This is a genomic window from Actinorhabdospora filicis, assembly GCF_030269765.1.
Taxonomy (GTDB): Bacteria; Actinomycetota; Actinomycetes; order Mycobacteriales; family Micromonosporaceae; genus Actinorhabdospora; species Actinorhabdospora filicis.
This window is the reverse complement of sequence record NZ_BSTX01000005.1, coordinates 98,318-111,961: the sequence shown is the minus strand read 5'-3', so window position 1 is coordinate 111,961 and position 13,644 is coordinate 98,318. Positions and strand designations below refer to the sequence as shown.

Sequence of the window (13,644 nt, the reverse complement as noted above, 5' to 3'; positions counted from 1 at the left end):
GCCATCTCGTTGCGACTAAAACCATCCAGTGGCGCGTCACATATTGGTCGCGGACATCCTCAGTACTGCAACCGGCCGGGGCCGTCGGTGTAGAGGAGCCGGTGGTCCTCGGTGGCCTCCGCCCAGGACGCCGGGAGCACCACTGGCCGGTCGGCGCGCAGCAGCGCCGCCCGCATCTGCCGCGCGCACACCGTCACGGGGACGCGGCCGGTGCCGGTGCCCAGGCCGGGGACCGCGACGCTGGCGATGCCGGGGTGGCGGCGGGCCTCGCGGAGGACCGCGCGCATCGCGAGGTAGGGGTTGACCGTCTCGGGCCCGAGGAACATCGGGACGCGCATGGTCGGCGCGGCGATGAGCCACGGCTGCCGCTCGTCGCCGGTCGCGACGGTGAGGGCGTCGCCGACCAGGAGCTCGCCGTCGTGGTCGTGGAGGATCCGCTCGCGCACCCGGTCCTGCACGAGCTGGCCGAAGTGGACAGTGTAGAGCTGATCGAGGCCGCCGTCCATGAACCCGAAGCCGTTGGCCGGAGAGACCACGGCGTCGCAGTCGACGTCCAGGATCGAGCCCTTGTGGACGGTGACCCGCTCGATCCCGGCCGCGGCCCGGGTCCAGGCTTCGGCGGTGCGGTCGTCGACGGCGACGAGGATGACATCGGGGCGGGTCTGGGCACGGGACATCGGACGACCGTACCTCCCCGTCCCGCGCCGCCGTCTCATCGCCGGAAGCGCCGCGGGGCGGCCCGAAGGCCGCCCCGTAACCCTTTCGCACATCCGTTCGTTATCCGAGGTGAGGGCCGATCACCGCGCAGGCCACACCCAGTCCCGGATCTCGGGTGCGTCCTCGCCGTACTCCCTCGTGTACTGCCTCGCCCTCTGGCGGGCGTCGTACATGCGTTGCCGTAGCGCGGCTTCCCTGACGGCCAGGCCCGGTACGCGGTCGATGACGTCCATGACCAGATGGAACCGGTCGAGGTCATTGAGCATGACCATGTCGAAGGGCGTGGTCGTGGTGCCCTCCTCCTTGTAACCACGCACGTGGATGTTGTCGTGGTTGGTCCGGCGGTAGGTCAGCCGGTGGATCAGCCACGGGTAGCCGTGGTAGGCGAAGACCACCGGCTTGTCGGTGGTGAACAGCGCGTCGAACTGCGCATCCGGCATCCCATGCGGATGCTCCTTCTCGTCCTGAAGGCGCATCAGGTCCACGACATTGACCACCCGCACGCGCAGCGAAGGGAGGTTCTGCCGCAGCAGGTCCACCGCGGCCATCGTCTCCAGGGTGGGGACGTCACCCGCGCAGGCCATCACGACGTCGGGCTCGCCCTCGTCGTTGCCGGCCCACTCCCAGATGCCGATGCCCCGGCGGCAGTGGGCCATGGCCTCGTCCATGTCCAGCCACACCGGCTGCGGCTGCTTGCCGGCGACCACCACGTTCACGTAGTGGCGTGAGGCCAGGCAGTGGTCCATGGTCGACAGGAGGGTGTTGGCGTCCGGTGGCAGGTAGACGCGGATGACCTCGGCCTTCTTGTTGACCACGTGGTCGATGAAGCCGGGGTCTTGATGGGAGAAGCCATTGTGGTCCTGGCGCCACACGTGCGATGACAGGAGGTAGTTCAGCGACGCGATCGGGCGCCGCCACGGGATGTCCAGGGTGGACTTGAGCCACTTGGCGTGCTGGTTGAACATCGAGTCCACGATGTGGATGAACGCCTCGTAGCTGGTGAACAGCCCGTGCCGGCCGGTCAGGAGATAGCCCTCCAGCCAGCCCTGGCACAGGTGCTCGCTCAGGACCTCCATCACCCGGCCGTCGGGCGCGAGGTGATCGTCTCCGGGGACGATCTCGGCGACGAAGGCGCGGTCGGTGACCTCGAAGACCGCGCCGAGGCGGTTGGAGGCCACCTCGTCGGGCCCGAAGAGGCGGAAGCGGTCGGTGTTGGCCCGCATGACCTCGCGCAGCCATTCGCCGAGGACCTTGGTGGACTCCGCCGAGGTCCCACCGGGCGCGGGCGCGGCCACGCCGAACTTGCGGTAGTCGGGCAGCACCAGCGGGCGCAGCAGCACGCCGCCGTTCGCGTGCGGGTTGTCGCTCATCCGGCGATGGCCCGCGGGCACGGCCGTGCCGACGCGTTCGACGGGAGCGCCCGAGGCGTCGAAGAGCTGCTCGGGACGGTAGGAGCGCAGCCACGCCTCCAGTTGCGCCAGGTGCGCGGGGTTCGTCCGCACGCCCGAGAGCGGGACCTGGTGGGCGCGGAAGGTGCCCTCGACCTGAATCCCGTCGACGGTGTTCGGGCCGGTCCAGCCCTTCGGGGTGCGCAGGATGATCATCGGCCAGCGCGGCCGGGTCACCGTCGGCGTCGTCCGCGCGTGGTGCTGGATGACCGAGATGTGGTCCAGGCACAGGTCCAGGACCGTCGCCAACCGCTGGTGCACCGTGGCGTGGTCCTCGCCGATCTCGGCGCGCACCAGGTGCGGCTCGTAGCCGTAGCCGCGCATGAGCGACATCAGGTCCTGCTCGGGGATCCGCGCCAGCAGCGTCGGGTTGGCGATCTTGTACCCGTTCAGGTGCAGGACCGGCAGCACCGCCCCGTCCCGCGCCGGGTTCAGCAGTGTGTTCGACAGCCAGGACGCGGCCAGCGGCCCGGTCTCGGCCTCACCGTCGCCGACCACGCACAGCGCCAGCAGGTCCGGGTTGTCGTAGACGGCCCCGTAGGCGTGCATGAGGGAGTAGCCCAGCTCGCCGCCCTCGTTGATCGAGCCCGGCACCTCCGGCGCCACGTGGCTGGGGATCCCGCCCGGGAACGAGAACTGCCGGAACAGCTTCCGCATGCCCTCGGTGTCGCGGGTGATCGCCGGATACCGCTCGGTGTAGGTGCCCTCCAGCCACGTGTTCGCCACGATCGCTGGCCCACCGTGCCCCGGCCCGGTCACATAGATCGCGTTCAGGTCCCGCGCCTGGATCACCCGGTTCATGTGCGCGTAGAGCAGGCTCAGGCCCGGGCTCGTCCCCCAGTGCCCGAGCAGCCGCGGCTTGATGTGCTCCGGCCGCAACGGCTCGTGCAGCAACGGATTGTCGAGCAGGTAGATCTGCCCCACCGTCAGGTAGTTCGCCGCGCGCCACAACGCGTCGACCCGCGCGAGCTCATCGGCGGTCAGCGGCGTGGCGGAGCGCGACGCGTCGGTCGTGGTCATGCGGACGGGTCCCTTCGTGCGGCCATATGCCGTCACTCTTACCCAGGGCGGGCGAGTTTGAGAGCTTTTCGCCCGAACTCGGGAACCGGCCCGGAGATCGACCCGACGGCCAGCCCGACGGACGCCCCGACGGCCCCGCCCTCTGATCGGCCCGCCAGCGCGGCCCGGCGGGCACAGGGGCGGGCTGGGCGGGGGGCCGGGCAGGCGGGCACGGTTCGCCGCCGAGCGGAGACATGCGGCCGACGGACCACGGCCCCGGCTGAGGAGGTGGGGTGCGGGGTGGCGGGCTGGCGGGTGGCGCGGGTGGCGCGGGTGGCGCGGGTGGCGCGGGTGGCGCGGGTGGCGGGCACAACTCGCCGCCGGACGACCGCGATACGGCCGACAAGACGGATCACAGCGGCACGGGCGGAGCGCGTGGGACTGACGGTGGGACTGGCGGTGGCGGTGGCGGTGGCGGTGGCGGTGGCGGTGGCGGTGGCGGGCACAACTTGCCGCCGGGTGGCGGCGATATGGCCGACGGCGGGGCGGGCGAAGTGGGTGCGGGCAGGCGGGCAGGCGGGCAGGCGGGCAGGCGGGCAGGCGGGCAGGCGGGCAGGCGGGCAGGCGGGCAGGCGGGCAGGCGGGCAGGCACAACTCGCCGCCGATCGGCGGGGATACGGCCGAGGGGCCACGATGGCATGGGCAGGTCGCTGGAGCGTGGGCACGTGTGGGCAGACGAGCAGCGGCGGGTGAGCCGGGCGAAGCGCGCATGACCTGCCGCCGGGCGACCCGAGAAGCGGCGAGCGGTGACCGCCATCGGTGCGTGGTCTCGTCGTGCCTCCGGCCTCTCACTCCCGCAGGCCTGCCACGGCCCGCTCGGCCGCAGGGACAGCACGCGCGAGGCGAACCGGCTCACGATGCGGGGTGTACGTGCCGCGCTCAGCTCGCGGTACTTGCGAGCGACGCCGGTGAGGAACGTGAGATGAGTCGGGGACGGCGCGCTCGGGCCTCAGGCCATGTTCAGCGCTCGGCTCATGCCCGTGACGCCCTGGGAGAACCCCGAAGTGGGTGTGGCACGGACCCGGCCCCGCCAGCGCGAGCAACAGCGCGCACGCGAACGGCAATCGTCCGGCGACCATCCCATCGCCGCCCGCACCGGCCGGGACCGTTGGCGCACATGATGCGGCAGGGATCCGGCGGCGAGGCGGGGTTGTGGGTCGGCACGCCGCCCACCGCACCACCTCGGGATCGCCGCTCGACCTTGGGGCCATCGATGCGCTCGGCGATCCGGAGCGCCCACGCATGTGCGACGTAAAGCCCACCTCGCGGCCCGGGCCGCCAACACCGGGCGACACGGGCAGCTCCCGCGCTCGCGCCGCCTCGGCGAGCGCCGTGGGCAGGTGCTCACCGCACAGTGAGGGTGCGGCCGGGGCCCGCGAACGTGTTTCGCCCCCGTGCCGTTCGGCACGGGGGCGTGGTCGCTCACTCGATCACCCGGTCGCGGGAGGCCTTACTCTCCCGCGTCCAGGGCCGCGTTGATCTTGCCGATCATCGACTCCAGCGGCGCGGTCACCCGGCCGGCGGTGGCCGCGTCGATGGCGGTCCGCAGGATGGCGCGGAATTCGGCGGCCTGGGTGGGGTCCTGGGCCTTGAGCAGGCGCACGGCTCCGGTCAGGGCGGGGAGGACCTGCTCGGCGTAGGCGGCGACGGACTTGCCCTCGGGCTTGGCGGCGCGGCGCTTCTCGGCGAGCACGTGGCCGATGGGGCCGGTGGTGGAGAAGAGGGCCAGGTAGCCGTCGGCGGCGATCTTGCCGGGGCCGGATCCGATGCTCGCGGCGGCGAGGAGGTCGATGGCGCCGTAGGCGGCGGTCTGGACGGTGGTCTTGTCCTGGGCGGTGAGGTTGATGCTCATGTCGTTCGCTCCTTGGAAGGTGTTGCCGTTCGTTGGTATGCGGCAACTATCGGAGGCGCTGCTGACACGGGACGGTCGTCGCGCTGACACCGCGTCTGACACGGAACCGCCACGGGAGGGCACGCCGAAATCGGCTGGACCATCCGCCGATTCCGCCGTTACCTTGGGACCAAGGTCCCAAGAACCCCTGAGGAGACGGTCGTGGACGACATCGAGATCGAGCGCGTGCAACTGGGCGTCCGGATGGAGAAACGCCTGGTCAAGGTGCTCAAGGGCCTCGCCGAGTTCGAGGAGATCGGGCTCGGCCAGCTGCTGGAGAAGATCGTCCTGCACTCCTTCGAGCCGGTCCCCGGCCAGGAGGGCGAGGCCTCGGCCAGTCCGCACGGCAAGCGGGCGCTGGCCGCCATCGCCGATCTGCGCCGGGTCTACGGCCTGGACGCCGACGTGCACCAGTCGCGCCGCTACCGCGAGGACCGGGCGTGAGCGGCGCGCGGAACATCGGCGCGCTCACCCGCGTGTACAGCGACGTGACGTGGCGGGTCTACGAGGAGCTCGACCGCTCCCTCGGCCCGCGCGGCCCGGACTGGCTGTTCGAGCTGGCGGGCCGGTACCTGCATCCCGGGGCGGTGATCATGGACGCCGGCTGCCGCGACGCCGGGCACCTCATCCGGCTGGTCACCGAACACGGCGCGACCGGCGTCGGCGTCGAGCCGGTCGCCGTGCACGCCGAGTGGGCCCGCGCCGCCGTGCGGGACGCGGGGCTGGCGGAGCGGATCGACATCCGGCACACCACGATGGACGCCACCGGGCAGCCCGACGGCAGCGTGGACCTGATCTGGTGCCGCGACGTGCTCCCGCAGGTGGACCCGCTCGTCCCGGCGCTGCGCGGGCTGGCCCGGGCGCTGCGGCCCGGTGGGCACCTCATCGTCCACACCACCGTCACCACCGCCCTGCTGCGCCCGGACGACGCGGCCATGCTCGCCCGGCACATGGGGGTGGTGCCGGCCAACCTGTCCGAGGACACCCTGACCGCCGGGTTCACCGCCTCCGGCCTCGCCGTCGCCGAACGGGACGAGATCGGCTCGGAGTGGCGTGAGCACGCCGAGGAGCGGCACCGTCCCGCCTCGACCGCGCTGCTGCGCCTGGCCCGGCTGCGCAGGCGGCGGGAGGCGATCGCGGCCGAGCACGGCGAGGACGTCTACCGCCACGTCGAGGCCAACCTGCACTGGGACGTCCTCCAGCTCCTGGGGAGGCTGTCCCAGGTCGTCTACGTCCTGCGCGCGGCCTGACCTACCTCTTGCGCGCCCGCACGGCGAAGGTCGCCGGAGTGGGCTCGCCGCCCTCGGAGAACTCCTCCACCGTCAGCCCTGCCGCCACGAACGCGCGCAGCAGCCCCGGCATCGTCAGGTGCGTGGCGCCGACCTTGTCGCGGACGCCCTCGCTCGTCCACGACTTCTTCGTCCACGCCCCGTCGAGGTAACCGGGCTCGATCACCACCGCGGCGGGGTCCTTCCGGTCGGCGAAGGCGCCGCAGAAGCACGGGTGCACGCCCACGTGCACGAACACGCCACCGGGGCGCAGGACGCGGGACGCCTCGCGCAGGACGGCCGGGTAGTCCGGCACATCGGTGTGGATCATGACCGCCACGGCGGCGGGCAGGCTCCCGGACGCGAAGGGCAGGCGCGTGGCGTCGCCGCGCGCCGCCGGGAGGCGTCCGGGCGTGTACCGCAGCATGCCCGCCGAGAGGTCCACGCCGACCGGCGTCCAGCCCAGGCCGCGCGTGACCGCCGCGCGGGCGCCCGTCCCGCAGCCGATCTCCAGGCACGGCCCCTCACCCGGTCCGAGCAGGCGCCCGAGCTGGTCGTTCACACCGATGAGATCGGGTCCGGCGAGGAACTCCGTCTCGTACCAATCCGCCACGTCGTCGTAAAGCGCGCTCGTCATGGCGCGACGCTACCCGCGCCCGGTTCATGCCCGCCAAGGTCAACTTCGCGGTTTCCGGTGATCATGGCCGGTTTCGTATACTTTGTCGGCGGTGAACGTGAAGCAGCCACCGACACGAAGAGCCGTTAACGAAGGGAGTGCCACATGACCTGGAAACGCGTGCTCCGGCTGGCCGTCATCGCGCTCGCCGGTGGACTGCTCGCCGGGCTCGTCACAGGCGTCCTCGTCACGCGAACCCACCCGGAGTCGGTCTACTCGGTCGTCCCGTGAAGCACGTCGATCACGCAGAACCGGTTGCCCTCGGTGTCGGCCAGGACGGTGAAGTCGGGGTCGGGTGGGTACTTGCCCCAGTCCACCGTGGACGCGCCGAGCTCCAGCAGCCGCGCGATGTCCTCTTGCGGCGTCTCGGAGTAGATGTCGAGGTGGACGCGCGGGTACGCCTGCACGGGCGTGTCGCTGAGCCCGATGGCCAGCTGATGCCCCTCGCCCGCACGCGGCTTGAGGACCGCCCACGTCTCGTCCGGTTCGTCCCTGGGAACATAATCGAGCGCGGCGGCCCAGAAGGCCGTCGCCCGGGACACGTCCTGCGCGCCGATCACGACGGATCCGATGTGCATGGCCCCAGACTCGCACGACGGTGTCCAATTCGGAGGCCCATGTTGCGTCCCGTCACACCCAGCGGGCAAGATTCGACATTGTGGGACTCCTACAGAGGCTCTTCGGGCGACAAGAGGACGGTGACAAACCCGCCGCGGCGGAGGACACCGCTCCGATCGCCGCGGACGACGCCACCGCCCGCCCCGCCCCCGACGGCGGCGTCCTCGGCGACGCCGCTCCACTGCCCGAGCCCGCCGACGAACCACCACCGGCCGAACCCGTCGACGAGCCCCGCGAACCGATCGAAGAGGAAGCGGAGGAGGAGCCCGTGCTCCTGACCGCACCACCCGAGGGCGACGAGGAAGACGTCCCCCTCGCCACCGTCCTGCCCTTCCGCGGCACGACCGTGGACGAGGACGAGCCCGCCGACGAGACGCCCGCCCCCGAAGCGCCCGTCGTCCCCGAGTTCCCCGACCTGTTCACCCCCTCGCGTCCCCGCCGCGAGCTCCTCGGCATCGAGAAGCCCGCCGCGCCCGAACCCGAGCCGGACGAGACCCCCGCCCCTCCTCCGGAGGTCCTGCCCGCCGACACCTCCGGCTCACCCCGCGCGGCCCTCCGCGCCGCCGGTGTCGCCGTCCCCCCGATGCACCTCGTCACCACCCGCGGCGACGCCCGCCTCTGGGCGTTCCCCGTGTCCGACACCGAGGCCCTGGGCTGGTGGCTGGAGATCCGCCGCGTCCACGACCGCACCGGCTGGCTGCCCGTCCTCCTCGGCGCAGCCGAAGGCTGGCTCGACGACGCCGAGAGCGTCCTCCACGAAGGCGATGACGAACTCGCCCGCCTCGCCGAGATCGACGTGGAGGAACTCCTCCGCACCAAGGCCGCCGAGGCCGGCGAACCACCCCGCGGCGTGGCGACCCTCCCGACGCGCGGCGACTCCGTCTTCACCGTCGCCAAGGCCCCCGGTCTCCTCGGCCTCGTCCAGGCCGAACACGGCTGGCAGGTCCCGGCGCTGCTGCCCTGGGCCGGCTCGACCAACTGGGAGATCTTCGGCGCCGAACACGCCGCGATCCTCCGCCGCTGGGACGAGTACGTGGACGTCGAGGTCGTCGCCATGTCCTGGGACGTGCTGGAGCTCTACGTCGCCGAACCGCCCACCGACCCGCAGGAGGCCCTCGCGCTGGCCGGTGAGGTCTACGCGTACTGCCCCGACCTGCTCGCGGCGGGCGTGCCCACATTGGACGACCTGGCGCAGCACATGGTGAAGAGCAAGGCCTGGTACTTCAGGTGGAACGACTGAGGTAGACGGGTGGGTAGCTTTGGGGAGGTGCCCGAACACCTCCTCGAACTCGCCGTCGACTCCTGGCACGGCGAGACCCGCGCCTTCGCCGCCGAACGCGGGCTCACCGCCGTCCACATCGAGCTCGACCGCGCCTTCCGCGCCGAGCACCTGGTCGTCCGCGAGACGATGACCGGCGGCCTCGCCGACGCCTCCGCGCGCCTCGGAGAGCTGGCGGCCGCGCTGTCCCCCATCACCTACGGCGGTGTGAGCAGCCGCCTGTTCACCACGTCCACCGGCGACGGCCCCGGCGACTGGGAGCACCGCCTCGCCGTGGCCCTGCCCGACGAGAGCGTCGCGACCATCCTCGACCTCACCGACATCGCCGCGCGCCACGACGCCCGCCTCTGGCGCGAGGACGGCGTCGCCGGACGCGTGGTCGTCGCCCGCCACACCCGCATCGGCCGCGCCGAATCCCACCGCCGGTTCACCGCGCTGCTCGCCGATCTGGGCGCCCACGACGTCCTCGACGCCCGCGCCTGGCACGTCAGCCGCCCGCAGTCGCTGATCGGCACCCACCTGCGCTGGCACGTGCCCACCGGCGACCGTCCCCGCATTCCGGCCACGAGCGTCGCCGCCGGCACTCCCGGTGTCCCCGCCACCTACCTGCCCATCCCCGGGGTGGAGCACCGGGCGGTCTTCGACCCCGCCCTCAAGCAGTTCCCGGAGGCTTACCGCCACGGCGAACCCGGCTTCACCGACCCGGACCTCGCCGGACGATGGCGCGCCCACCGCCGGGCCGCGCTGGCCCACGTCCTGGGCCTGGTGGCCACGAGCGACCTGGCGGACTCCCTGGTCCTGCGCGGCAGCGCCGCCATGCGCGCCTGGTTCCCCGAAACGGCGCGCGAACCCGGCGACCTCGACTTCGTGGTGATGCCCGCGTCCCGCGAGGCCGGACCCGAGCTGCTGGACGCGCTGCGCGAGGCCGTCCGCGCGAACCCCGGTCCCGGCCTGGACGGCTCCCACGCGCCGATGGAGGACATCTGGACCTACGAACGCGCCGAGGGAAGGCGCGTGGTCTTCCCGGTTCGCGCGGAGGGGCTGCCGGAATCGCGCGTCCAGGTCGACGTGGTCTTCGGCGAGAACCTCCCCATCCCGCCCGAACCCCTCACCGTGGACGGCGAGACCCTCTGGGCGGCGACGGCCGAACTCTCGCTGGCCTGGAAACTCCAGTGGCTGCACACCGACATGTGGCCGCAGGGCAAGGACCTCTACGACGCGGTTCTCCTGGCCGAGCACACCACCGTGGACCACGGGCTCGTGCGCGACCTGCTGCGTCCGGAGCTCGGCGAGCGCGCCGACGCGTGGACGCCGGTGTCGGTCCTGGGGCTCATGCCGGACTGGCCGAACCTGCGCGACGAGGATCCGTCGGTGCCGGGTGAACTGGACGGCTGGCTGCGGCGGCTGGCGCGGGCGCTGGCCTAGCCTCCCACCACGCGGTCTTCCCTCTCCCCGCAGGAGCAGACCCAGGTCTGCACCAGCGGTCCCTGCACGACGCGTTCCCCCATCGGGCTCTTCACCCGCTGCGGTTTCCGGTGCACCGCACCGGCCTTCTCCATGTGCCCGCCGCAGGCCGGGCAAACAACGTCATCCCCCATCCCCCGATGTTCCCCCGAAAAACGGTGTGTTGTGTACCAAAACCCCCGGTACGCCCGCGAAAAAGGTCGCGGTCCCGGCCACGGTGAGGTTCCGGACGCGAAATCGCCCGCGGGAGGCCACCGCCGAGGTCACCGCGACGGCCTCGCCGTCGGAGGTGAGCAGCACCGATCCGGCGGCGAGCCAGCGGGCGGCCACGAAGCCGTCGGAGACCGTCCAGAAGGGGTGCTCCAGTGAGACGGACACCGTGCGCCCGGCCAGTTCCAGCGTGACCAGCCGGGTCACCGTCCGGTCCACGACCGTGCGCACCGCCTGCGGTCCGTGCGTTCCGCGCCAGGGGTCGTAGCCGATGACGGTGTCGCCGACGGCGAGGGCCCGCAGGGGTGCCGTGCCCGAGGGGGTCTGCACGGTCGTGGAGAGGGTGAAGCACATACCCGCACTCTGGCGGACGGGCGTTCCGGCGCGAAAACCAGGGAGGTGCGATAGAAAGGACCCAGAAAGCGGTGTGGCCCCTCTACCCCGGCACGGTAGAGGGACCACACCTCCGCGTCCACGCCATAGACGGGCACGGAACGCCCTCGGCCGAGGGCGTGCGAGTGGGCAAAGATCGCGGAGACTCTTGCCTTGTCTCTGCTCAAAAGCATCCCCTGTTAACAGTGCAGCCGGGAGGTACTTTCGTCCGGTCCCCCCGGCCCGAATGTCTTGAGTGGACCAAGCCCGGAGAGTATCCTCCCGATCACGCAGGTGGCACAAGGCCTTCATTCTCCGTAACATCGAGACCGTGGACGCGGCTGCGCTTTCCCTCGACGTGCTGCTGGAGGAGTTACTGCGGCGCGTCCGTGAGGTCACCTACGGCAGAGAGCGGCTCTCGGGTCTCCTGGACGCCGTGGTCGCCGTCGGCGCCGACCTCGAACTCCCCGCGATGCTCGACCGCATCGTCACCTCCGCCTGCAAGCTCGTGGACGCCGGTTTCGGCAGTCTCACCGTCGACGGGCCGGACGGGACGGTCGCGGCGGTGCACACCTGCGGCCAGGACACCGGGCGCGGCGGCAGGGGCACCGGTGGGCGGCTGGAGGTGCCCGTCAGTGTCCGGGAGCGCGCGTTCGGCACGCTGAGGCTGGCCAATGACACCGACTTCAGCGAGGACGACGTGCGGGTCGTCGGCACCCTCGCCACCGCCGCCGGGATCGCCATCGAGAACGCCCGGCTCTACGACATCAGCCGCCGCCGGCTGTGCTGGCTGGAGGCCGCCGCCGAGATCACCGACCTGCTGCTGGGCGCGGTGGACCGGCGCGCGGCGCTGCGGCTGGTCGCCCAGCGCGCCCGGGAGACGAGCCGCGCGGCCCTGGCGCTGGTGGTGGTGCGCGATCCGGACGACATGAGCCAGGTCGTGGTCGAGGTCGCCGACACCGGATCGGGCGAGCTGCCGATCGTCGGGGACCGCGTCCCGCTCACCGAGGACGCCCTGGGCATGGTCATCACCCGCCGCATGCCCGCCCAGGTCGCGGATCTGGCCACCGTGTGCGCGTGGCCGACGCCCTTCGAGTCGGGACCGGCGCTGCTGGTCCCGTTGTCCACCAGCGAGACCGCCTACGGCGCGCTCATCGTGATCACCGACGCGACCTACTCCTCGGCCGAGATCGGCCTCCTGGAGGCCTTCGCGGGGCAGGCGGCGCTGGCGCTGGACCGCGCGCGGGCGCAGCAGGACCGGGCGCAGCTGGCCGTCCTGGAAGACCGCGACCGCATCGCCCGTGACCTGCACGACGTGGTGATCCAGCGGTTGTTCGCCACCGGCCTGCACCTGCAGAACGTGGTGCACCTGACGCGTGACATCGCCGTCGTCGACCGGGTCAACTCGGCGGTGGACAGCCTGGACGCCACCATCCGCGACATCCGCGCCAGCATCTACGCCCTGCACGGCGGCGGTTTCGGGGATCTGCGGCTGGGCGTCCACACCGCCGTCGAGGCCGCCTGCGACGGGCTGGGCTTCCGGCCGACGGTGACGCTGGCCGGGCCGGTGGACGCGGCGGTGCCGGCGACGGTCCGGCCGGAGCTGCTGGCGGCGCTGCGGGAGCTGCTGTCCAATGTGACCAGGCACGCCCGGGCGTCCGAAGTGGAGATCGCCGTGGTGGCCGACGGCGAGTCGGTGGAGCTGGTGGTGCGCGATGACGGTTCGGGCCTCGGACACGCCCGTCCCCGCGGCGGCCTGCTCAACCTCGCCGAACGCGCCCGCAAACTGGGGGGCATGTTCCGCGTGGAGGCGGCCGAACCGCGGGGGACACGGGTGACGTGGCAGGTCCCACTCCTGTGAGCGGACCGTGGTCTAGGCGGCGACCCGCAGGAGGATCACTCCGCCGATGATCGCCAGGAACGACACGATCTTGCCGCCGGTCAGCTTCTCCTTGTAGATCAGCGCGCCCAGCAGGACGGTGCCGATCGAGCCGATGCCGGTCCAGATGGTGTAACCGACGCCGACGTCGAGCCCCTTGAGGGCCAGGCTGAGGGTGAAGATGCCACCGGCGGCGGCCAGGAGGGTGAACACCGAGGGCCACAGGCGGGTGAATCCCTTGGTGGCGTTGGTGCCCAGGGCGAAGGCGATCTCGAAGACGACGGCGATGGCGAGGTAGAACCAGGACATTGGGGGGCTCCTGAGGGGGTGGGAAGGGGTCAGACGGTGACGGGTTCGGCGGTCTTCTCGGTGACCTCGGCCGTGACGGGCGCGGCGGTCTTCTTGGCGCGTCCGGACAGCTTCAGTCCCAGGACTCCGGCGATGATCAGGACGAAGGCGAGGACCTTCCACGCGGTCAGGGACTCGTCGAAGATGATCGTGGCGAAGATGACGGTCCCGACCGAGCCGACGCCGGTCCAGATCGTGTAGCCGACGCCCACGTCGAGGGTCTTGAGGGCCAGGGACAGGAAGAAGATCCCGCCCGCCGCGGCGGCCGCGGTCAGCAGCGAGGGACCGAGCCGGGTGAAGCCGTGCGTCGCCTCGGTGGCCAGCGCGAACACGACCTCGAAGATCGCCGCGATGCCCAGGTACAGCCATGCCATGACGATGACTCCTTAGATGTACATGCAACTTGTTGATGAAA

General features: G+C 71.8%; 14 protein-coding genes. 6 read left to right on the top strand and 8 right to left on the bottom strand.

Features of this window, described 5'->3' with window-relative positions; translation table 11 throughout:
* Positions 1-59 precede the first annotated feature (59 nt).
* The 3 genes from QSK10_RS29620 to QSK10_RS29610 form a co-directional block, all read right to left on the bottom strand.
* Positions 60-677 (bottom strand): macro domain-containing protein, encoded by a 618-nt coding sequence (locus QSK10_RS29620; protein WP_285666629.1) that lies wholly within the window; start codon positions 675-677, stop codon positions 60-62.
* Positions 678-797: 120 nt separating this feature from the next.
* Positions 798-3,185 carry a phosphoketolase family protein gene (locus QSK10_RS29615; protein ID WP_285666627.1) on the bottom strand — a complete coding sequence of 796 codons (2,388 nt, stop codon included), beginning with the start codon at positions 3,183-3,185 and terminating at the stop codon, positions 798-800.
* 1,489 nt (positions 3,186-4,674) lie between these two features.
* The gene (locus QSK10_RS29610; RefSeq protein ID WP_285666625.1) at positions 4,675-5,076 is read right to left on the bottom strand and encodes a hypothetical protein; all 402 of its coding nucleotides are present in this window, start codon (positions 5,074-5,076) and stop codon (positions 4,675-4,677) included.
* 201 nt (positions 5,077-5,277) lie between these two features.
* Between QSK10_RS29610 and QSK10_RS29605 the strand changes: the two genes are divergently transcribed.
* On the top strand, positions 5,278-5,559 hold the full coding sequence (locus QSK10_RS29605; protein WP_285666623.1) for a hypothetical protein: 282 nt from the start codon (positions 5,278-5,280) through the stop codon (positions 5,557-5,559).
* Positions 5,556-6,365 (top strand): SAM-dependent methyltransferase, encoded by an 810-nt coding sequence (locus QSK10_RS29600; protein ID WP_285666622.1) that lies wholly within the window; start codon positions 5,556-5,558, stop codon positions 6,363-6,365. Before QSK10_RS29605 ends, QSK10_RS29600 begins: the two co-directional genes overlap by 4 nt.
* 1 nt (position 6,366) lies before the next feature.
* Here QSK10_RS29600 and QSK10_RS29595 read toward each other — a convergent pair whose 3' ends face one another.
* The gene (locus QSK10_RS29595; protein ID WP_285666619.1) at positions 6,367-7,020 is read right to left on the bottom strand and encodes a class I SAM-dependent methyltransferase; all 654 of its coding nucleotides are present in this window, start codon (positions 7,018-7,020) and stop codon (positions 6,367-6,369) included.
* A gap of 144 nt (positions 7,021-7,164) precedes the next feature.
* On the opposite strand from QSK10_RS29595, the gene QSK10_RS29590 reads away from it, so the two are divergent.
* A complete protein-coding gene (locus QSK10_RS29590) occupies positions 7,165-7,290 on the top strand; it encodes a hypothetical protein (RefSeq protein ID WP_285666617.1) in 126 nt (41 codons plus the stop codon).
* Here QSK10_RS29590 and QSK10_RS29585 read toward each other — a convergent pair.
* Positions 7,272-7,637 carry a VOC family protein gene (locus QSK10_RS29585; protein ID WP_285666613.1) on the bottom strand — a complete coding sequence of 122 codons (366 nt, stop codon included), beginning with the start codon at positions 7,635-7,637 and terminating at the stop codon, positions 7,272-7,274. The genes QSK10_RS29590 and QSK10_RS29585 overlap by 19 nt on opposite strands.
* A gap of 80 nt (positions 7,638-7,717) precedes the next feature.
* Here QSK10_RS29585 and QSK10_RS29580 point away from each other — a divergent pair, with 80 nt between their 5' ends.
* Together QSK10_RS29580 and QSK10_RS29575 are read left to right on the top strand one after the other, a co-directional pair.
* Complete coding sequence (locus QSK10_RS29580; protein WP_285666611.1) at positions 7,718-8,917, top strand: DUF4253 domain-containing protein; 1,200 nt, start codon at positions 7,718-7,720, stop codon at positions 8,915-8,917.
* Positions 8,918-8,944: 27 nt separating this feature from the next.
* Positions 8,945-10,381 carry a nucleotidyl transferase AbiEii/AbiGii toxin family protein gene (locus QSK10_RS29575; RefSeq protein ID WP_285666610.1) on the top strand — a complete coding sequence of 479 codons (1,437 nt, stop codon included), beginning with the start codon at positions 8,945-8,947 and terminating at the stop codon, positions 10,379-10,381.
* A gap of 162 nt (positions 10,382-10,543) precedes the next feature.
* Here the strand turns inward: QSK10_RS29575 and QSK10_RS29570 are convergent, their stop codons facing one another.
* Positions 10,544-10,984: a polymorphic toxin-type HINT domain-containing protein gene (locus tag QSK10_RS29570; protein ID WP_285666609.1), complete on the bottom strand. Its 441-nt coding sequence runs from the start codon at positions 10,982-10,984 to the stop codon at positions 10,544-10,546.
* A 349-nt stretch (positions 10,985-11,333) separates the two neighbouring features.
* On the opposite strand from QSK10_RS29570, the gene QSK10_RS29565 reads away from it, so the two are divergent.
* A complete protein-coding gene (locus QSK10_RS29565; RefSeq protein WP_285666608.1) occupies positions 11,334-12,863 on the top strand; it encodes a sensor histidine kinase in 1,530 nt (509 codons plus the stop codon).
* Positions 12,864-12,875: 12 nt separating this feature from the next.
* Here QSK10_RS29565 and QSK10_RS29560 read toward each other — a convergent pair whose 3' ends face one another.
* On the bottom strand, positions 12,876-13,190 hold the full coding sequence (locus tag QSK10_RS29560) for a DMT family transporter (RefSeq protein ID WP_285666606.1): 315 nt from the start codon (positions 13,188-13,190) through the stop codon (positions 12,876-12,878).
* 29 nt (positions 13,191-13,219) lie between these two features.
* Positions 13,220-13,603, bottom strand: a complete 384-nt coding sequence (locus QSK10_RS29555) for a DMT family transporter (RefSeq protein WP_285666604.1) — start codon at positions 13,601-13,603, stop codon at positions 13,220-13,222.
* Positions 13,604-13,644: the final 41 nt, after the last annotated feature.

Coding starts and splice junctions, on each gene's coding strand:
- QSK10_RS29620 (WP_285666629.1), bottom strand. CDS start 677: ATGTCCCGTGCCCAGACCCGCCCCGATGTCATCCTCGTCGCCGTCGAC.
- QSK10_RS29615 (WP_285666627.1), bottom strand. CDS start 3,185: ATGACCACGACCGACGCGTCGCGCTCCGCCACGCCGCTGACCGCCGAT.
- QSK10_RS29610 (WP_285666625.1), bottom strand. CDS start 5,076: ATGAGCATCAACCTCACCGCCCAGGACAAGACCACCGTCCAGACCGCC.
- QSK10_RS29595 (WP_285666619.1), bottom strand. CDS start 7,020: ATGACGAGCGCGCTTTACGACGACGTGGCGGATTGGTACGAGACGGAG.
- QSK10_RS29590 (WP_285666617.1), top strand. CDS start 7,165: ATGACCTGGAAACGCGTGCTCCGGCTGGCCGTCATCGCGCTCGCCGGT.
- QSK10_RS29585 (WP_285666613.1), bottom strand. CDS start 7,637: ATGCACATCGGATCCGTCGTGATCGGCGCGCAGGACGTGTCCCGGGCG.
- QSK10_RS29570 (WP_285666609.1), bottom strand. CDS start 10,984: ATGTGCTTCACCCTCTCCACGACCGTGCAGACCCCCTCGGGCACGGCA.
- QSK10_RS29560 (WP_285666606.1), bottom strand. CDS start 13,190: ATGTCCTGGTTCTACCTCGCCATCGCCGTCGTCTTCGAGATCGCCTTC.
- QSK10_RS29555 (WP_285666604.1), bottom strand. CDS start 13,603: ATGGCATGGCTGTACCTGGGCATCGCGGCGATCTTCGAGGTCGTGTTC.